We start from the raw sequence: 16717 nt of genomic DNA, 5'->3' as shown, positions 1-16717 counted from the left end.
GTCAGTGCTCACGAGTCTTTGCGGGTCGGCTCTTCGACTTTCTCAGCCTGCACGTCGAAGGTACGACGCTCGGTGATCGGCTGGGCGGCCTGCGGGTGCACCGGTTGGGCCGGCGGCACAGGATTGGCGGCCGGGTCGGCAGGCTTTTCGTCGTCGTTCATGGCTTTACGGAAGCCCTTGATCGACTCGCCCACGTCGGTGCCCAGGTTCTTGAGTTTCTTGGTGCCGAACACCAGTACCACGACCACCAGAATGACGATCCAGTGTTTCCAGTCAAAAATGCCCATGCTGCAAATCCTCTAGTCTTAGTTATTCAAGCGGACGGGCGCGAGGCCTTTTCGGCATGCCCGGACAAGCCGAAGCGACGGTCCAGTTCATCCAGTACGGCCTGTGGATGCTGCCCCAGTTGGGCGAGCATGACCAGGCTATGGAACCACAAGTCGGCGGTTTCATAGATGACATCGCTGCAGTCGCCGCTGATTTGTGCGTCCTTGGCGGCGATGATCGTCTCGACGGATTCTTCGCCGAGCTTTTCCAGAATCTTGTTCAGGCCCTTGTGGTACAGGCTGGCGACGTAGGAGCTGTCGGCGTCCGCACCTTTGCGGTCTTCCAGCACCTGGGCCACGCGGTTCAGGGTATCGCTCATGGTCAGTGTCCTGCGGAATAAATGGCGTGCGGGTCTTTGAGCACCGGCTCTACAACCTTCCACTCACCGTTCTCGAACACGCGGTAGAAGCAGCTGTGACGGCCGGTGTGGCAGGCGATATCGCCAATCTGCTCGACCTTGAGGATCACCACGTCGGCGTCGCAGTCGATGCGCATCTCGTGCAGGGTCTGCACGTGGCCGGACTCTTCGCCCTTGCGCCACAGTTTGCCACGCGAACGTGACCAGTAAATGGCGCGCTGCTCAGTGGCAGTGAGGCTCAGGGCCTCGCGGTTCATCCAGGCCATCATCAGCACGCGCCCGGTCTTGTAGTCCTGGGCAATGGCCGGCACCAGGCCGTCACTGTCCCACTTGATCTCGTCCAGCCAGTCTTTCATGTTCGGCTCCGGCAATTTGCGACAGTGTATAACCGGATTGGCTATCGACGCACGATCAGATAAACACCCACGGCGACCATGATCCCCGCTGGCCAGTGGCCCAATTGATTCAGCGGCCCGCCAATCGCCAGCATCACCCCACCCACCAGGTGCGCGGCGCCGAGCAGGCGCAGGAACCAGTCGTCCTTGCGCTTGCGCCATGGTGGCTCCGGGTCCTTGGCGTGGGGCTGGGACATGCGCTCCAGCAGGTCGCGGGTCATGTTGGCCAGGTGCGGCAGTTGTTCCATCTGGCTGTGCAGGTTGCCCAGCACGGTTTTCGGGCTCATGCGCTCGCGCATCCAGCGTTCCAGGAACGGCTGGGCGGTGTTCCACAGGTCGAGGTCCGGGTACAGCTGACGACCCAGGCCTTCGATGTTGAGCAAGGTTTTTTGCAGCAAGACCAACTGCGGTTGCACTTCCATATTGAAGCGCCGCGCCGTCTGGAACAGGCGCATCAGCACCTGGCCAAAGGAGATGTCTTTTAACGGTTTTTCAAAGATCGGTTCGCACACGGTGCGGATAGCGGCTTCGAACTCGTTGAGTTTGGTTTCTGCCGGCACCCAGCCCGAATCGATGTGCAACTGCGCCACGCGGCGGTAGTCACGCTTGAAGAAGGCGAACAGGTTGCGCGCCAGGTAGTCCTGGTCTTCCGGCGTCAGGCTGCCGACGATGCCGCAGTCGATCGCAATGTACTGCGGGCTCCATGGGTTGACGGTGCTGACGAAGATGTTGCCCGGGTGCATGTCGGCGTGAAAGAAGCTGTCGCGGAATACTTGGGTGAAGAAGATCTCCACGCCGCGTTCGGCGAGCATCTTCATGTCGGTACGCTGGTCGGCTAGGGTCGCGAGGTCGGTGACCTGCACGCCGTAGATGCGCTCCATCACCAGCACTTTGGGGCGGCACCAGTCCCAATACACTTGCGGCACGTACAGCAGCGGCGAGCCTTCGAAGTTACGCTTGAGCTGGCTGGCGTTGGCGGCTTCGCGCAGCAGATCGAGTTCGTCGTAGATGGTTTTTTCGTAGTCGGCAACCACGTCCACCGGGTGCAGCAGGCGTGCATCGGCAGAGAAGCGCTCGGCGGCGCGGGCGAGGATGAACAGCCATGCCAGGTCCTGGCCGATGATCGGCTTGAGGCCTGGGCGAATCACCTTCACGACCACTTCTTCGCCGGTCTTGAGCTGCGCGGCGTGTACCTGTGCCACGGAGGCTGAGGCCAGCGGCTCGACGTCGAAGCGGGTAAAGACTTCGCTGATCTTCTTGCCCAGTTGTTCTTCGATCAACGCCATCGACTGCTTGGAGTCGAACGGCGGCACGCGGTCCTGCAGCAGCATCAGTTCGTCGGCGATGTCTTCGGGCAGCAGGTCGCGGCGCGTCGAGAGGATCTGGCCGAACTTGATAAAGATCGGGCCCAGGTCCTGTAGCGCCAGACGCAGGCGCGCACCCCGGCTCAGCTCCAGTTGCTTGCGCGGGAACCAGCGCCACGGCAGCACATAGCGCACCGCCAGCAGGAACCACGGCAGTGGCAGGGCGAACAGCAGGTCATCGAGGCGGTAGCGGATTACGACGCGCTGGATACGAAACAAACGGCGGACGGCGAGCAGCTTCATGCGTTATCGCTTGGATCAAGGGAACGGCTCAGGCGCTCGAAGCGGGCCTCAAGGCGTTCCAGGTCGATTTTGGCCTTGTCGAGTTCGCGAAAGCGCGCTTGCGCTTCCCGTTCTCCGACAAGGGTGCGCGATTCTTCGCTCAGGTATTCGGCGAGGTTCTGGTTGAGGCTGGCGAACCCTTGCTGGTACCAGCGCGTGCGGCTGCGCAGGTGCCCGCTGATCAGTTGGGTGGCCACGGGGCCGATCCAGCGTGACAGCTCGTATTCCCAATCCAGTTCCAGGTCTTGCAGCACGGCGGCCAGGTCCATCAGCACCGCGCTGTCGCCTTCCAGCGCCACTTCCGGGCTGTGCAGGATGGCGGTCTTGTTGCGGCTCAAGGCCAGGTGCAACAGGCTCGATGCCGGCGCACGCAGGGTGCAGTCGGCGTCGGCGGCCCATTGGCTGGCGAGCAGCAGGCCTTCATCGCTGGGCAGGATAAACAGCTGCAAGGCGGGGCTGGTGCAATCGACGGCAATGACCTTGCCGTTCAAATGCGCGAGCCGCGCCAGGGCGGTACTGTCCAGGCGCAACACACGGTTGAGGCCGTGTTCGACGCTGGCGAGCAGGCCTGCGAACAGCATCAGGGCTTGATGCCGCGGTGCAGGGCGACGATGCCCGAGGTCATGTTGTGGTAGGTCACGCGGTCGAAACCGGCTTCTACCATCATCGACTTCAGGGTTTCCTGGTCGGGGTGCATGCGGATCGACTCGGCCAGGTAGCGGTAGCTCTCGGCGTCGTTGGTGATCAGCTTGCCCATCAATGGCATGAAGGCGAAGGAATAGGTGTCGTAGACCTTGGACATCAGCGCGTTGGTCGGCTTGGAGAACTCCAGCACCAACAGGCGGCCGCCCGGCTTGAGGACGCGCAGCATCGAGCGGATCGCGTCTTCCTTGTGCGTCACGTTGCGCAGGCCGAAGGCGATGGTCACGCAGTCGAAATGGTTGTCGGGGAACGGCAGCTTTTCAGCGTCGGCCTGGACGAATTCAATATTGCCGGCCACGCCCTTGTCGAGCAGGCGGTCACGGCCAACCTTGAGCATCGAGCCGTTGATGTCCGCCAGTACCACCTGGCCCGTCGGGCCGACGAGCTTGGAGAACTTGGCCGCCAGGTCGCCCGTGCCGCCGGCGATGTCCAGCACGCGGTTGCCGGTGCGTACACCCGACAACTCGATGGTGAAGCGCTTCCACAGGCGGTGCATGCCGCCGGAGAGCACGTCGTTCATCAGGTCGTACTTGGCGGCGACGGAGTGGAACACCTCTGCGACTTTTTCCGCTTTCTGGCTTTCCGGGACGTTCTTGAAGCCGAAGTGAGTGGTGGGTTCGGCATCGCTGCCTTTGCGCTGATCAGTCATATCGCTGTCACCAAAAGAGAATGCGGCACATGATAATCCCCAAGGCCTGCTTTGTCTTGGCAAGGCTGCAGGTAAGATAGGTGCCCACCGAGACCTTTTGCCGCATTGAAGGCAGGTAAATCCCTATAAAGAGGAGTCATTGTAATGGCCCGTATCACCGTTGAGCGTGCACATTCCCTGGGTAAAGAAGCTGCACGGGCAAAGGCCGAGAAGTTGGCGCTCAAACTCAAGGAACAATACGGCCTGGAGCCTTCGTGGTCCGGCGACACCTTGAACCTCAAGCGTTCCGGGGTTAAAGGCACGGTATTAGTGGCGGATGATTCGCTGCGTATTGATGTGGAGTTGGGGCTGTTGATGTCGGCCATGAGTGGCACGATCAAGTCTGAAATCGAGAAAGCCCTGGATAAGGCGCTGGCCTGACCGATTGTTCTTAGGGTGCCGATTCTAATTTTCCAGCCTACTTTGTGCCCAGGCCCTCAACTCCTGTGGGCCGTTCCTCCCACCTGATCTGCGTGAGGTGCACCATGGCCAAAGTTATCCTGAAGAAAAAAATCGACGTTCAGACCGGTGTCCTGACTGACGTTAAAACCTACGCCCGCAAGATCTGGCTGGCCGGTCTTGGTGCTTATGCGAAGGTCGGCAGTGAGGGGGGCGAGTACTTCAAAGAGCTCGTAAAGAGCGGTCAACATGTTGAAAGTAAAGGCAAAAAAGTTGCAGTTGAACAACTTGATGCCGCCAACAGTCAGATTGACCAAGTAAAGAGTAATGTCTCTGCCGTCAAAGGTCTGGTAGAAGTTCAGCTGGATAAAGTTGAAAAAGCTTTTGATACTCGTGTAGCCAGTGCCTTGAATCGAATCGGCATTGCGTCTAAACATGACGTGGAGACACTCTCTGCTAAGCTCGAAGAGCTGACGGCATTGCTCGAACGTGTCGCGCGTAAACACTAAGGAGACATCGGGATGGCTGTTAAAAAGACTACTCAGAAAGAAGGCAGCTCGTGGGTCGGGGAAGTTGAAAAATATTCCCGTAAGATCTGGCTTGCTGGTTTAGGCGTGTACTCGAAGGTTAGCAGTGACGGCGGCAAGTACTTCGAGACTTTGGTCAAGGACGGCGAGAAAGCCGAGAAGTTGACCAAAACCACGGTTGGTAAAAAAGTTGAAGCGGCCAAGGCAACTGCCGGTTCTGCCAAGTCGAGTATTTCTGACACCTGGGGCAAGTTGGAAGAAACTTTCGACAAGCGCCTGAACAGTGCCATTTCGCGACTGGGTGTGCCGAGCAAGGCCGAGCTGAAAACGCTGCACAGCAAGGTCGATACCCTGACCAAGCAAATCGAAAAACTCACCGGTGCCAAAGTGGCGCCCGCTAAAGCCGCTGCGGCTAAGCCGGCTGCCAAACCCGCCGCTAAAACTGCCGCCAAGCCTCTGGTAAAAGCCGCCGCCAAGCCTGCTGCGAAACCTGCGGCCAAGGCGCCGGCTAAAGCCGCTGCCAAACCGGCTGCCAAGCCTGCCGCCAAGCCAGCAGCCAAAGCCAAACCAGTGGCCGCCAAAGCCGCTGCCAAGCCTGCGGCTAAACCTGCAGTGAAGGCCGTCGCCAAACCGGCAGCCAAGCCTGCTGCTAAAACCGCAGCCGCCAAGCCAGCCGCTAAACCAGCTGCTGCCAAACCGGCGGTGGCCAAGCCCGCTGCAAAACCAGCAGCCGCGAAGAAGCCAGCAGTCGCGAAAAAACCCGCAGCGCCAAAGCCGGCCGTAGCCGCCAAGCCTGCAACGCCAGCGCCAACCGCTTCGACAGCCAACTCGGTGTCCGCGCCAGCGCCTGCTGCTGCCCCGACTGCAACGCCGGCAACCCCGACGCCATCCAGTCAGTCCTGATCCTTTCGGGACAAAAAAATGCCCGGCCTGTAAAGGTCGGGCTTTTTTTTGCGCGTGACTCCAGCCTCTGTTCAGTTGTAGGTGATCGAAACGGTCACTGCGCTGGCCAGGGTGCCTTGGGTGATCGCCGCACCAGTTTTGTGGTACGCCGCTGTGAGAGGGATCACGGCTTTGTGGCTGCTCGTTGCCACCTTGCGGCTGCGCTGGGCGGGGGTGCCGTTGGCGGGAATCACAAAAGCCGGGGAGACGCGGTGCACCAGTTGAAGGGCGGTCCCCTTGGAGGTCCCCGTGTTGGAAAACAGCTTGGCGTTGCCGGCGGAGGCTGTTCCGGCGAACAGAAACGTCACGTTGCGTATATCCGACTCGCAGTCCGCAGAGACCTCGAAATCAAACGCGCCCGTACTGGGGGTTGTGTCGAAGTCAGAGATCTTGATCGTCGGCAACGTGATGCTGCGGTTCTCATCGCCGGCGGCCAGGTTGCATGTGCCGGCGTTGACTTGCCCGATAAAGGTCAAGGTGCCCGTGGTCTCGGCCTGGGCAGTATGTGTTATCAGGCTCGCCGTGATTGCCAGCAGCGGGGTGAGTGTTCGAATGCTCATCAGAGGGGTCTCGGGGTTTCAGTTGTAGGTAATGTTGACGGTGGCGGTACTGACGAGCGTGCCGGGGCTGACGGTGCCGTTTTGATGGTAGGCGGCACCGAGCGGCAACACCGCACGATCGCCGGAAACTACCAGCGTGCGTGTGTTGTCGCTGCCGTTGGCTGGAAGGGTCTGGTCTACCCCGTTGATGCGTGAATACAGCCACAGTGCAACGTCCGCAGCAGTGCCCGTATTGGCATAGAGCAGGTCATTGCCCGGCGCGGGCGTACCGGAAAATCGAAAGGTGACGTTCGCGGCATTGCTGCAAATCGCGGTTAATTCGAAAGGCCGGTTACCTGCGAAGGGCGTGTTTTGGAAGGCGCTGACTTTGATCGGGTCGAGCGAGACCGTACGGTTGACGTCACCGGTCGCCAGGTCGCAGGTGGCCGCGGGGGTGACAAAGCGAACAGTGTTACCCAGGCGCAGGGTAAAACCGTCTGGGCGCCTGTCCCTTTTGGCTGACCAGATTTCTCCGGCCGGTACCACCCCATCGGCGACAGGCGCGATTTTGTAGAACGTCAATTCTGCGGCTGTGAAGCTGGGGGCTGTTCCACTTAACGGCGCGCCTGGTTGAGTGTGCATTCCAAAGTAATTGGTGATTCCCCTGGCATCGGTGATGCGCAGACGTGCACCTACACCTGGCGCTTCGGTGAGATAGAACGGCGGGTTCGGAGGCATGTTGAGGAATCGCCCGGTAATCCTCAGGTGCGTGGCCCAGCAGGTCGCGAAAAAGGCAGGTGCCGTACCGCTGAATGCTCGACTGATGATTTCCCCGCCTACCGGTAGATTGGCCGGTACGGTGATCGTGTCAGGCAGATTGAGGGTGAGCGTGCTGTTCATATACCGGTCACAGTTTGCATGAGCGGCGATCGGCAGAACGAGGGCCAGGAGTGTTGAGATAAATTGTATGAAGTGTTTCATCGTCAGTCTCGCAGTGAGGAATAGGCCTTGCCGGCCCGGCAAGTGCCAGAGTCCAATTGCCGCAATCGGTTGGCGCCCTCGGTGCTTGGTTGAACGTCGAGGTGGTAGCGCAGCGTGCAGGTGGCGCGGGGGCTGGATCCCCACCTGACCGTCAACTGCCCCTGCGTGCGAGGCACGCGGACAAAGGCCTTGCCGCCCTGGCCGACCACGCCGACGCTGGCGTCGTCTTCATCGAATACATCCGCGCCGAACGGTAACGGGCGGCCATCCTTGCGCCGTGCCGTAATCAACAGGGCCTGGCCGCTGACGGTTTCAAACTGCACCTTCACCACCGACCCGGCGCGAGGCGCGACGTTTTGCGCGGCGGTCTTGAGTTCGACGTCGACGGACAGATCCTTGGGGTCCAGTTCAACGACGTTCTGGCGATAAGGCGTGAGGTGAGGCACCACGGCGAAGCCGCTTTTGCCGACCTGTGCACTGTGGTTGCCGTTGATCCGCGCGCCCAGGGCGTCGGGTGCCTGGACGATGCCGATGGTGTCACCCAATTCTGGGGCGAAGGTCACGCCGTCCGGGTGGGCGACAAGACCGCCGGTCATGCCAAACGAGGTCGTGCGATACGTGTTGCTCTGGCCGTAGCTGGCGGACAGCACCCCTGGGTTTGCCTGGTATTTCACATCTGCGCTGGTGGCGTTGCCGTTGCCGAGCGTTCGGCTGGCCCCCAGGCCGTAACTGAGTTCACTGCGCTCGCCGAGACTACCGCCGAGGCTGACGCGTTCGCCGCTGCTTTGATCGCCGCGGTAGGCCGTGGTGGTCAAGGTTGGCGCGTGCGCGTCGCTGCCCAGCGGCAGGCTCAGGGTGAAGTCTACTTGCTGGTCGACCCGCTCACTCAGCAGGTCCCGGCTGCGCTGCGCACTCACGGTGTAGTGCAGTCGCCTCCAAGTGCCGCTGTACCCGGCGGTGAACGTCAGGTTGCCGCTTTTACGGTTCCAGTAGTTCTGTGACGAGCCCGTCAGGTAAACCGCGCCCTGCTTCAGGCTCTGGTTGAGGCTGATGTCCATCCGGTCGCGCAGTCGCGATACGTTGTCCAGGCGCACCCCGTCGAGGGCGAGGTCGCGGATGCGTGCCGCATCGCCCACGTTCAGAAAACCCTCGGTGGAATAACGGTACGCGCCGAGGGCAAAGTGGGTGCCGGTATTGGCGAAATTCTTGCTGTAGCGCAGTTGCAGGCTTTGCCCCTTACGTGATCCATGCCCCGGCAAGTGGGCGTCGGAATAGGTCAGGTCAAGCGACAGTGCGCCCAGCGGCGTATTGAAGGCGGTGCCCAGCAATTGTGAGCGGTAGTCATCGCCCATCACCCCGCCGGTGTACCCGGTCAGCAGGTTGCTCAGACCCTGCTGATAAGTGGCCTGCGCCAGCATCGGCGGGTGGCGCAGGCCGATCTCATCCAGCCGCCCGAGACTCAACGAGTAACGGCTGAAACCTGGGCGCAGCAGGTGGGCATTGGCGGCGAACGGCACGATGAATTCACGCTGGCGCCCATCGGCCTCGGTGATCGTGACGTTCAGGTCGCACCGTACCCGGTGGGGAACAAGTCGTTGAGTACGAAGGGGCCAGGCGCTACCGACACTTCGTCCAATAGCACGCCGCGCTGGCGCACCGTGACGCGTGCATTCGTCTCCGCAACGCCGCGTACCACGGGCGCAAATCCGGTCTGGGAGTCGGGCAGCATGCGGTCATCGCTGAACAGGCTGGCGCCGCGCAGGCGCACGCTGTCGAACAGTTCGCCGGGGGTGTAGATCTCGCCCGCGATCAACTGTGAGCGCAACGTGCTCCATTCGCGCTGCACGTAAGTGGCGCTGCTTTGATAACCGGAACTGAGCGTGGAGCGGCTGTAGCTGCCGTTGTGGCGCCAGTGCCAGTCGCCCAGGTTGAGCCCGGTGTTGAGGCCCAGATACTGGGAGCTGATTGAGCGGCCATTCGTCCGGGTGGCAAAGGTGTTGGCGTTGTAGCGTACAAAGGCGGCATTGATCCCGTGGTCCCATTGCTGCGGGTCGACATAGCCCCGTGCCTTGCGCGCCAGGTAAACCTGCGGAACCTGCAGGTCCAGGCGGTTTTCGCCGGGGTCGAACTCGCTGCTGGCGCCGGGCAGGTAAGTCGCAATATCCGCGCAGCGGGCAAACGGGGCGGGCGGTATCTGACCGGCTTCGACAGGCCGCTGTGCGACCGTGTCCAGGTTGATGCCAAACCTGAGCAGTGCATCGCGCTCCAGGCACAGTTGTGCGGCTTTCTGACCGTTCATAGCGACGAAGTGCAGGGTTTCACGGCCTGTCCACTGGCCGTTGAGGTGCACGTCGGCGCGATAGTTGCCGGGCAGGGTGACATTGCCTTGGTTGAACTTTGATACGTCAACCCGCACCCCGGTCGCATCCGTTGCAAAGAAGGCGGGGTTGAATTCCACAGGCTCAGCCCCGTGGGCACCCATGGCGTGCGCGCCACTCACCAGCAGCAGGCAGTGCGCTGTAAGTTTAAAACTCATGTTTACGTTCTCAAAAACAGCCGCTGTCCAACCGGCGGCATGGGGCGTCCCTGCCCCATCAAATGGGCATCAGCAGAAGGTGTGTGATGAAGCGAGTGGCTTGGCCAGCCGGATGGCTGAACGTCGGGAAGCTACGGTGAAGGCCGCATGTCTACATCGTCATGGCAAGACCTTGGCGTTGTGCGGGACCTTGACCCCAAAATCGTCGAGCGTTTCGAACGCTACGGTCGCGGCGCTGCTCGGCGGAGTCTTGAGGCTGGGCAGCTCAAAGCGATTGCGCCCGCCCGGAATCACCATGTTTGCAGCACTTGAACCCGATGTTTCGCGGGGATGACGCTGCCCGGCTACCTGCACTTCAATCTGTTCGAAGGTCACGTGGTAGGGGCTTGGGTTATAGACTTCCAATGCCTGGTGTTGCCCCGTCGATACGACGCGCCACTGCAGTTTTCCAGGCGCGGCGTTGACGTCGTAAGGCAGGGTCGATGGGCGATAAAGCAGCTTGATCCGGGAGCGAAAAGCCAACTGCAACTGATTGCCTTGCTGGGCGCCGGGCGACTGCGAGGGCACTTCCAGCAGGTTGAACCAGAACAGGCTTTCCTGCGCCGCCGGCAGTGTTGCTCCGGTGTAGGCCAGGCGCACAACCTGTTGTTTTCCGGGCTCCATTCGAAAGATCGGCGGCGTGACCACAAAGGGGATGCCGGCCAGGTCCGGCGTCGAGTATTCGTCTCCATCGTCCAGCCAGGTCTGCACCAATACGGGTGTCTGGTTCTTGCTTTCGAGCCTGACGGTGACCTCCCTGTCGGCCTGCGGGTAGACAATTCGGGTGCTGTTGATCACGACGCTCGCATACAGGGCGTGGCTGGCGAACAGCGCAACCACCGCTGTCAGCAGCTTGGCCAGCCGGTGTGAAAGGGAAGCGGTCTTCATGCGAAAGGTCATCCTGCGCACAAGGTGCACAGATTCGCCGAGTGGCGTACCCGGGCACCAAAGTCGCTGACGGTGGTGAATTCGATGCTGCTTGCGCCACGGGGGCGATTGCGCAGCAGCGGCAGCACAAACAGTTTCACGTCACCGGCCGGGAGCAATAGGCCGTCGTTGGCGTCCTTGCTGGGCGCCTTGCTGAACCGTTTGCCGTCGCTCAGCAAGTCGAGTGAGGCCAGTGAAATATGGTAGGGCGTGGGGTTGGTAGCCTGCAGGGCAAAGCCCTGTTCGTGGGCCACCAGTGCCCACTGCAATTTTTCCGGGGCGCTGCCAACGGTATAGGGCAGTGCCTGTGGCCTGAGGAATACGCGCAAACGGGTGCGAAATGACAGTTCAATCTGGTTTTTTTGCGCCGCATCCAGCGCGCGCGGTGGTACTTCCAGGATGTTCAGCCAGAACAGGCTTTCGCGGTCGTTGGGCAGTGGTTCGCCGGTGTAGCGCAGGCGCAGCGCCTGTTGCTGGTAGGGCTCAATCCGAAAGATCGATGGCGACAGCGTGAAAGGCACCTGTGTTGTCGCCGGTGTCGAGTGTCGGTCGCCCCTGTCCAGCCAGGGTTGTACCAGTGCGGGGCGGCTTCCCTTGTTTTCCAGGCGCACCACGACCTCCGGTTGTCCGACAGGGTAGATCACTCGCGTACCGTGAATAATTACGCTGGCGTTGGACGGCAGCGCCAGTGGCGACAACACGCCAAACGCAAGGGCAGCAAGCCAGGCTGTTTTTTTCATAGTCTGAAGTCTCATGACATAAGGAGGCCTGCATGCGCAGGCCTGCCCGGCCTTACTCGGCGTATTCGACCGTGAAGCCTACGCGGGTGCTGACCTTGCCTTCGCTGGCGGGCCCGCTTGCGTACATTTGTGCGGCCAATGGGATAACGGCCTGATTGTCGGCGATCACCACGCCTGCCGATTTCTGGGTGTAGACGTTAATGGGCGAGCCATCACGGTTAGTCACTTCGACCTGCACATTCTTGGCGTGGGTGGTGTCGGACGGGTCGTCGTAACCGTCGATGTTCAAACGCCCTGTAGCCACGTCGATGGCCGGGCTGGTCGGGTCAAAGGCAACCATGGCGGTGCGGCCGTTGGTGCAGCTGCCCTCGCCCGGAGCGCCAATACGAATGGTGAAGCCCGTCAGGTTGGCGCGATTCCCCGCTGTCGCCAGGCGTGCGGCAGACACGCCGCCCAGGTTGACGTCCTTGACCACCTTGCCCGCTCCCGGTTCAGCCCCTTCGACCGTGCAGGTCACATCTGTCACCAGGCCGCTGAAGTTGATAACACCATCGGCGGCATGGGCGGAGTGTGAGACAGCGCCAGCCAAGGTCAGAGCGGCGGCAACGTGGGATAAAACGATGAGTTTCATGGAGAGTCCAGTTGTGAATGACTTAGGTGATTCGCCACAGGTAAAGCGCGGTCTTCTGAATGCCTGGCCTGTGGCGGATGACATAATTTGTATCGAAAAGTGAATTCCATCTATAGAGATGTATCGAGTTTTGGTTCGAGATAGTTCGAAAGTGTATTGTTTTATTTAAAATTTTTACGAGGGCGTCGAGTGGCATGAAAGTTGTTGTAAGAAAGTTCGGTAGGGCAACTCTGTAAGATGCAGCGCTATATATTGCTGTGCAGTATTGAAGCCTGTGTGTAGCTGAGGTAATAAAAAGGCTGTGTGCGGCGCTGCATTTACTTATGCGGGTGTCTGGAAATGCCAACTTCAAAAGGCAATACGTGTACCGTGATGTTGCTGGATGACCATGAAATGGTTCGCCAGGGCATTGAGTTGAGCCTGAACATGGAGCCCGATCTTGAGGTGATCGGCTCCTTCGGTACTGGCCGGGAGCTGCTGGACGCCCTGGGCCGGCGGCCGGCGGATGTCGTGGTAATGGACTTTATCCTGGCACCGTCGCAAAGCGATGGCCTCAGCCTGATCCAGGCGTTGAATAGACGCTTCAGCCAATGCAGGCCTTTGATTGTCTGTTCCCATTACACGCCTGCAACGGTATCGCTGTCTTTGAAGGCAGGCTGCTGGGGCGTTCTGGGGAAAACCCAGAATCTGACTGAGCTGATTACCGCTATCCGAACGGTCGCCCAAGGGCGCATTTACTTGCAGCCTTGTATGGTGCCGGCGTTGCAAGGCATGCAGTCCTTTGCCCATGTTGCGAATATGAAGTGGAAGCAGGATGTATCAACGCCGATGCAGTTGAATGTGTGTCTCACGCCCAAAGAACAGGAAGTACTGCGGTGTTTTCTGGATGGGATGTCGGTGAATTCCATTGCAGCAAAGTTTTCGCGCAGTGCAAGTACCATCAGTACGCAAAAACAATCGGCCTATCGAAAGTTGGGCATCAAGAACGACAGTGAACTATTCAAGTTTACTCAGCAGTTCGGCGAGCCTGGCTGACGGGCTTTCAAACCGCATCTTCCAGATAACGCAGTGCCAGCCGCTCTGTCGCCAGCCGGGCCGGTAGCAGCAAATGCGGCGCTACCAGCATCATGATTTGATACACCACCACCCGTACCTCACCTTCGCGATCCAGTATCCGCTGGTAATCCAGCGAGAACAGCAACGTCATGGTGATCTGTTCCACCAACTGGCCCAGCGCCTGGGTGTCACTGACCACCTGCCCCGCGGCCTTCAATCGTGCCAGTAATGAGGCCAGGGTGCGCTTGAGTGCCGTGAGCAGGGTGCGAATGCCCTTGGCCAGTTTCGGCAGGCGTCCTGCCAGGTTGGACAAGTCCTGGAACAGAAACCGGTAGTGGGCCATGCGTTCGACGATCAGGTGCAGGAACAGCCAGTAATCCTCCGCCTTCAGTTGTGCGTCTGCGGGCGGGTCCAGCAACGGTGCCAGCTCGCATTGAAAGCGCTCGAACAGGCCAATGACCAGCGGCTCCTTGCCATGGAAGTGGTAGTAGAGGTTGCCTGGGCTGATCCCCATTTCATTGGCCACCTCCATGGTTGATACATTCGGCTCGCCCTTGTGGTTGAACAACTGCAGGGCGCATTCAAGGATACGGTCGCGGGTCTTCATCCAGCCTTCTTAATGTGATCGTTGAGCTCAGCGCACCCGCACATAGGTGCCCGGTGCCGCTTCCATCGGTGGGTAATTCTGGTTGCCCAGGGCGGTGAGGGTTTCGCGCTGTACACCCGAGCGCTGCTGGATCCACTCCAGCCACTGGGGCCACCAACTGCCTTCGACGTGATTGGCATCGTAGTACCAGGCGCGTGGATCGCTGCTCAGCTTGAGGTTTTCGACGTAATTGGCCTTGGGGTTGCCCGGCGGGTTGAGGATGCTCTGGATATGTCCGCTGTTGGACAGCACGAAACGCCGCTCTCCGCCCAGCAATTGCGTGGAGCGATACACCGCGTCCCACGGGGTGATGTGGTCGTTGATCCCGGCCACGCTGAAGCTGTCCACCGTCACCTTCTGCAAGTCGATGGGCGTGCCGCACACCTCCAGGCCGCCGGGATGGCTCAGGGGGTTGTGCTTGAAGAAGTCCAGCAGGTCGCCATGCAGCGCGGCGGGCAGGCGCGTGTTGTCGTTGTTCCAGTACAGGATGTCGAAGGCAGGCGGCTCCTTGCCCAGCAGGTAGTTGTTGATCCAGTAATTCCAGATCAGGTCGTTGGGACGCATCCAGGCAAAGACCTTGGCCATGTCGCGGCCGTCCAGCACCCCTTGCTGGTAGGAACGACGCTTGGCGGCTTCAAGGGTTTGCTCATCGGCGAACAGCATGGCGGGGCTGTCGATCTGGCTGTCCAGCAGGCTCACCAGGTAGCTGGCGCTGGAGATGCGGCGCAGCTGGCGCTTGGCCTGCAAGTGGCCTTGCAGGGCGGCAATGGTCAGGCCTCCCGCGCAGGCGCCCATCAGGTTGACTTCACGGGCGCCGGTGATCGCCCGGCAGACGTTGAGCGCTTCTTCCAGCGCCGCCACATAGGTGGACAGGCCCCATTCGCGGTGCCGCACATCCGGGTTGCGCCAGCTGACCATAAAGGTCTGCAGGCCATTTTTGAGGGCGTATTGCACAAAGCTGTTGGCCGGGCTCAGGTCGAAGATGTAGTACTTGTTGATCTGCGGCGGCACGATCAGCAGCGGCTTGGCGTACTGCTTTTCGCTCATGGGCTTGTACTGGATCAGCTCCAGCAGCTCATTGCGAAACACCACCGAGCCTGGGGTAGTGGCAACGGTCTTGCCCACTTCAAAGGCGTGTTTGCTGACCTGGCGCGGCAGGCCGTTGTTGTGCAGTAAATCTTCAAACAGGTTACTCACACCGCGCACCACGCTGTTGCCGCCGGAGTTGAGCAACTCCTTGATCGCCAGCGGGTTGAGCAGGGTGTTGGAGGGTGATACCGCATCGTTGAGCAGGGCGAAGGCGAAGTGCGCACGGGCTCGGTCGTCGGCGTTCAGGGAGCTGTCGTCGATCCAGTGGCGGGTCTGTTTCTGCCAGCTCAGATAGGCTTGCAGGCTGCGCCGATAGAACGGGTTGAGCGTCCAGGTCGGATCGACGAAGCGGCCGTCCCGAGGGTTGGGCTCATGTACGGTTTCGCCCATCAGCACGCGACCGAGTTGACTGCCCAGTGCCAGTGCATGCCGGGCGGTATGCACCGGGTTGCGCAGGCCATGGGCAGCGACGCTGCGCAGTGTGGAGAGCAGATCCCGACCGCGCAGGCCGGTGATCGCACTTTGGGCGTTGATGAACGCGGCGGGTGTGGGCGCCGGGTTCGTCACGGGTCTTTCTCGCATGAGCCAACACTCCTTCGTCAAGCCATCAACAGGCACGCCAATTCAGAACCATAGTCGGTTCCTGGCAAGTTGCGCGGCGGTGTGGTCCTTACACCGCCGGTCGCGGATGAATCACGGCGCGCAGGCGCTCCTCCTCCAGAAACTTCATGATGATTGGCGCTACTGCTTCGGCACGGGTGATCAGGAACAGGTGGCCGTCATCGATGATGTGCAACTGTGCGTTGGGAATGCGCCAGGCGAGCATGCGCATATTGACCAGCGGGATCAGCGGGTCGTCGTCCCCGGCCAGCACCAGCGTGGGCTGGCGGATCTTGTGCAGCCAGTGAATGCTGGTCCAGCCCAGCCCCGCAAACAGCTGCCAGTAGTAACCCAGCTTGCCGGCCGAACGCACTTTGCTGGCGTGTTCGGCGGCCAGCTTCGAATCGCGGCGGAACGAGCCGCCGTAGATCATTGGCGCAATGCGCACCACATGGGACGGCTGGATGTAACGCCTTGGGCTCGCCATCAGCCATAACACCTTCGGCTTGCCGGGCACCATAAAGGCCCCGGCGGCGGTGGCGGCCAGGATCAGCTTCTTGCAGCGTTCCGGGTAGTCGTAGGCGAACTGCTGCGCCAACGCCCCGCCCCAGGACACCCCCACGGCATTCACCTGGCCATAGTCCAGGTAATCGAGCATGCGTGCGGTGAGCTTGGCCAGGCCGGGAAACCGATAGGGCCGCTTGGGCGTCGAGGAACCGCCCACGCCTGGTACATCGAAGGCGATCACTTCCAGGTCCGGGTCCAATGCCTGGACGAACGGAAACACCAACTCAAGGTTGGCGCCGATGCCATTGAAGATCAGCAGCGGCGTCAAATGAGGCTTGCCCGGGCGTACCGCCGTACGGATGGTCTGGCCATCCAGGTCGATGGTACGAAAGATGAACGGTTGCGGCATGCTCAAGCCCTGTGAAGTCCTACAGCCGGAGTG

Annotated in this window: 19 protein-coding genes and 1 pseudogene; 4 read left to right on the top strand and 16 right to left on the bottom strand. The window is 60.6% G+C overall.

What is annotated here, in order from left to right:
* Positions 1–8 precede the first annotated feature (8 nt).
* Genes IQK56_RS02660 through ubiE form a run of 6 tightly spaced genes read right to left on the bottom strand, consistent with a single transcriptional unit; the run spans position 9 to position 4077 of the window.
* A complete protein-coding gene (locus IQK56_RS02660; protein ID WP_017738835.1) occupies positions 9–287 on the bottom strand; it encodes a twin-arginine translocase TatA/TatE family subunit in 279 nt (92 codons plus the stop codon).
* Positions 288–313: 26 nt separating this feature from the next.
* Positions 314–646 carry a phosphoribosyl-ATP diphosphatase gene (locus IQK56_RS02655; RefSeq protein ID WP_003209299.1) on the bottom strand — a complete coding sequence of 111 codons (333 nt, stop codon included), beginning with the start codon at positions 644–646 and terminating at the stop codon, positions 314–316.
* A gap of 2 nt (positions 647–648) precedes the next feature.
* Entirely contained in the window at positions 649–1041 is a 393-nt protein-coding gene (hisI, locus tag IQK56_RS02650) for a phosphoribosyl-AMP cyclohydrolase (protein WP_012721796.1), read from the bottom strand.
* A 41-nt stretch (positions 1042–1082) separates the two neighbouring features.
* A complete protein-coding gene (gene ubiB, locus IQK56_RS02645; protein ID WP_122305749.1) occupies positions 1083–2687 on the bottom strand; it encodes a ubiquinone biosynthesis regulatory protein kinase UbiB in 1605 nt (534 codons plus the stop codon).
* Complete coding sequence (locus IQK56_RS02640; RefSeq protein ID WP_099583823.1) at positions 2684–3307, bottom strand: ubiquinone biosynthesis accessory factor UbiJ; 624 nt, start codon at positions 3305–3307, stop codon at positions 2684–2686. Before IQK56_RS02640 ends, ubiB begins: the two co-directional genes overlap by 4 nt.
* On the bottom strand, positions 3307–4077 hold the full coding sequence (gene ubiE, locus IQK56_RS02635) for a bifunctional demethylmenaquinone methyltransferase/2-methoxy-6-polyprenyl-1,4-benzoquinol methylase UbiE (protein WP_003171186.1): 771 nt from the start codon (positions 4075–4077) through the stop codon (positions 3307–3309). The genes IQK56_RS02640 and ubiE overlap by 1 nt, the downstream gene beginning before the upstream one ends.
* 144 nt (positions 4078–4221) lie before the next feature.
* On the opposite strand from ubiE, the gene IQK56_RS02630 reads away from it, so the two are divergent.
* The 3 genes from IQK56_RS02630 (at position 4222) to IQK56_RS02620 (ending at position 5945) form a co-directional block, all read left to right on the top strand.
* Entirely contained in the window at positions 4222–4497 is a 276-nt protein-coding gene (locus IQK56_RS02630) for a polyhydroxyalkanoic acid system family protein (RefSeq protein ID WP_150762347.1), read from the top strand.
* Between the two features lie 104 nt (positions 4498–4601).
* A complete protein-coding gene (locus IQK56_RS02625; RefSeq protein WP_099583819.1) occupies positions 4602–5024 on the top strand; it encodes a phasin family protein in 423 nt (140 codons plus the stop codon).
* A gap of 12 nt (positions 5025–5036) precedes the next feature.
* Positions 5037–5945 (top strand): phasin family protein, encoded by a 909-nt coding sequence (locus tag IQK56_RS02620; protein WP_193901528.1) that lies wholly within the window; start codon positions 5037–5039, stop codon positions 5943–5945.
* A 71-nt stretch (positions 5946–6016) separates the two neighbouring features.
* Here IQK56_RS02620 and IQK56_RS02615 read toward each other — a convergent pair whose 3' ends face one another.
* The 7 genes and pseudogenes from IQK56_RS02615 to IQK56_RS02590 all read right to left on the bottom strand — a co-directional run bounded on the left by IQK56_RS02615 (position 6017) and on the right by IQK56_RS02590 (position 12377).
* Complete coding sequence (locus IQK56_RS02615) at positions 6017–6544, bottom strand: fimbrial protein (protein WP_193862148.1); 528 nt, start codon at positions 6542–6544, stop codon at positions 6017–6019.
* A gap of 18 nt (positions 6545–6562) precedes the next feature.
* Complete coding sequence (locus IQK56_RS02610) at positions 6563–7504, bottom strand: fimbrial protein (protein ID WP_150762345.1); 942 nt, start codon at positions 7502–7504, stop codon at positions 6563–6565.
* Between the two features lie 2 nt (positions 7505–7506).
* Positions 7507–7827, bottom strand: coding sequence for a FimD/PapC C-terminal domain-containing protein (locus IQK56_RS30990; RefSeq protein ID WP_341869478.1), 321 nt, complete (start codon positions 7825–7827; stop codon positions 7507–7509).
* Between the two features lie 51 nt (positions 7828–7878).
* Positions 7879–9986, bottom strand: a pseudogene (locus tag IQK56_RS02605) (fimbria/pilus outer membrane usher protein); the annotation flags it as partial.
* A 213-nt stretch (positions 9987–10199) separates the two neighbouring features.
* Positions 10200–10967: a fimbrial biogenesis chaperone gene (locus IQK56_RS02600; protein ID WP_122305744.1), complete on the bottom strand. Its 768-nt coding sequence runs from the start codon at positions 10965–10967 to the stop codon at positions 10200–10202.
* Positions 10968–10975: 8 nt separating this feature from the next.
* The gene (locus tag IQK56_RS02595) at positions 10976–11746 is read right to left on the bottom strand and encodes a fimbria/pilus periplasmic chaperone (protein WP_122305743.1); all 771 of its coding nucleotides are present in this window, start codon (positions 11744–11746) and stop codon (positions 10976–10978) included.
* Positions 11747–11798: 52 nt separating this feature from the next.
* Entirely contained in the window at positions 11799–12377 is a 579-nt protein-coding gene (locus IQK56_RS02590; protein ID WP_122305742.1) for a fimbrial protein, read from the bottom strand.
* A 372-nt stretch (positions 12378–12749) separates the two neighbouring features.
* Here IQK56_RS02590 and IQK56_RS02585 point away from each other — a divergent pair, with 372 nt between their 5' ends.
* A complete protein-coding gene (locus IQK56_RS02585) occupies positions 12750–13412 on the top strand; it encodes a response regulator transcription factor (RefSeq protein ID WP_193862147.1) in 663 nt (220 codons plus the stop codon).
* 7 nt (positions 13413–13419) lie between these two features.
* On the opposite strand, the gene IQK56_RS02580 is transcribed toward IQK56_RS02585, so the two are convergent.
* From IQK56_RS02580 to phaZ, 3 genes are all read right to left on the bottom strand, one after another.
* Positions 13420–14040, bottom strand: coding sequence for a TetR/AcrR family transcriptional regulator (locus IQK56_RS02580; protein ID WP_122305740.1), 621 nt, complete (start codon positions 14038–14040; stop codon positions 13420–13422).
* Positions 14041–14067: 27 nt separating this feature from the next.
* Positions 14068–15750: a class II poly(R)-hydroxyalkanoic acid synthase gene (phaC, locus tag IQK56_RS02575; RefSeq protein WP_193862146.1), complete on the bottom strand. Its 1683-nt coding sequence runs from the start codon at positions 15748–15750 to the stop codon at positions 14068–14070.
* 88 nt (positions 15751–15838) lie between these two features.
* Positions 15839–16684 carry a poly(3-hydroxyalkanoate) depolymerase gene (phaZ, locus tag IQK56_RS02570; protein ID WP_017526534.1) on the bottom strand — a complete coding sequence of 282 codons (846 nt, stop codon included), beginning with the start codon at positions 16682–16684 and terminating at the stop codon, positions 15839–15841.
* Positions 16685–16717: the final 33 nt, after the last annotated feature.

The organism is Pseudomonas cyclaminis, assembly GCF_015163715.1.
Lineage (GTDB): Bacteria > Pseudomonadota > Gammaproteobacteria > Pseudomonadales > Pseudomonadaceae > Aquipseudomonas > Aquipseudomonas cyclaminis.
The sequence above is the reverse complement of the archived record's forward strand: the minus strand, read 5'-3'. Positions and strand labels throughout refer to the sequence as shown.

Coding starts and splice junctions, on each gene's coding strand:
- IQK56_RS02660 (WP_017738835.1), bottom strand. CDS start 287: ATGGGCATTTTTGACTGGAAACACTGGATCGTCATTCTGGTGGTCGTG.
- IQK56_RS02655 (WP_003209299.1), bottom strand. CDS start 646: ATGAGCGATACCCTGAACCGCGTGGCCCAGGTGCTGGAAGACCGCAAA.
- hisI (WP_012721796.1), bottom strand. CDS start 1,041: ATGAAAGACTGGCTGGACGAGATCAAGTGGGACAGTGACGGCCTGGTG.
- ubiB (WP_122305749.1), bottom strand. CDS start 2,687: ATGAAGCTGCTCGCCGTCCGCCGTTTGTTTCGTATCCAGCGCGTCGTA.
- IQK56_RS02640 (WP_099583823.1), bottom strand. CDS start 3,307: ATGCTGTTCGCAGGCCTGCTCGCCAGCGTCGAACACGGCCTCAACCGT.
- ubiE (WP_003171186.1), bottom strand. CDS start 4,077: ATGACTGATCAGCGCAAAGGCAGCGATGCCGAACCCACCACTCACTTC.
- IQK56_RS02630 (WP_150762347.1), top strand. CDS start 4,222: ATGGCCCGTATCACCGTTGAGCGTGCACATTCCCTGGGTAAAGAAGCT.
- IQK56_RS02625 (WP_099583819.1), top strand. CDS start 4,602: ATGGCCAAAGTTATCCTGAAGAAAAAAATCGACGTTCAGACCGGTGTC.
- IQK56_RS02620 (WP_193901528.1), top strand. CDS start 5,037: ATGGCTGTTAAAAAGACTACTCAGAAAGAAGGCAGCTCGTGGGTCGGG.
- IQK56_RS02615 (WP_193862148.1), bottom strand. CDS start 6,544: ATGAGCATTCGAACACTCACCCCGCTGCTGGCAATCACGGCGAGCCTG.
- IQK56_RS02610 (WP_150762345.1), bottom strand. CDS start 7,504: ATGAAACACTTCATACAATTTATCTCAACACTCCTGGCCCTCGTTCTG.
- IQK56_RS02600 (WP_122305744.1), bottom strand. CDS start 10,967: ATGAAGACCGCTTCCCTTTCACACCGGCTGGCCAAGCTGCTGACAGCG.
- IQK56_RS02595 (WP_122305743.1), bottom strand. CDS start 11,746: ATGAAAAAAACAGCCTGGCTTGCTGCCCTTGCGTTTGGCGTGTTGTCG.
- IQK56_RS02590 (WP_122305742.1), bottom strand. CDS start 12,377: ATGAAACTCATCGTTTTATCCCACGTTGCCGCCGCTCTGACCTTGGCT.
- IQK56_RS02585 (WP_193862147.1), top strand. CDS start 12,750: ATGTTGCTGGATGACCATGAAATGGTTCGCCAGGGCATTGAGTTGAGC.
- IQK56_RS02580 (WP_122305740.1), bottom strand. CDS start 14,040: ATGAAGACCCGCGACCGTATCCTTGAATGCGCCCTGCAGTTGTTCAAC.
- phaC (WP_193862146.1), bottom strand. CDS start 15,750: ATGCGAGAAAGACCCGTGACGAACCCGGCGCCCACACCCGCCGCGTTC.
- phaZ (WP_017526534.1), bottom strand. CDS start 16,684: ATGCCGCAACCGTTCATCTTTCGTACCATCGACCTGGATGGCCAGACC.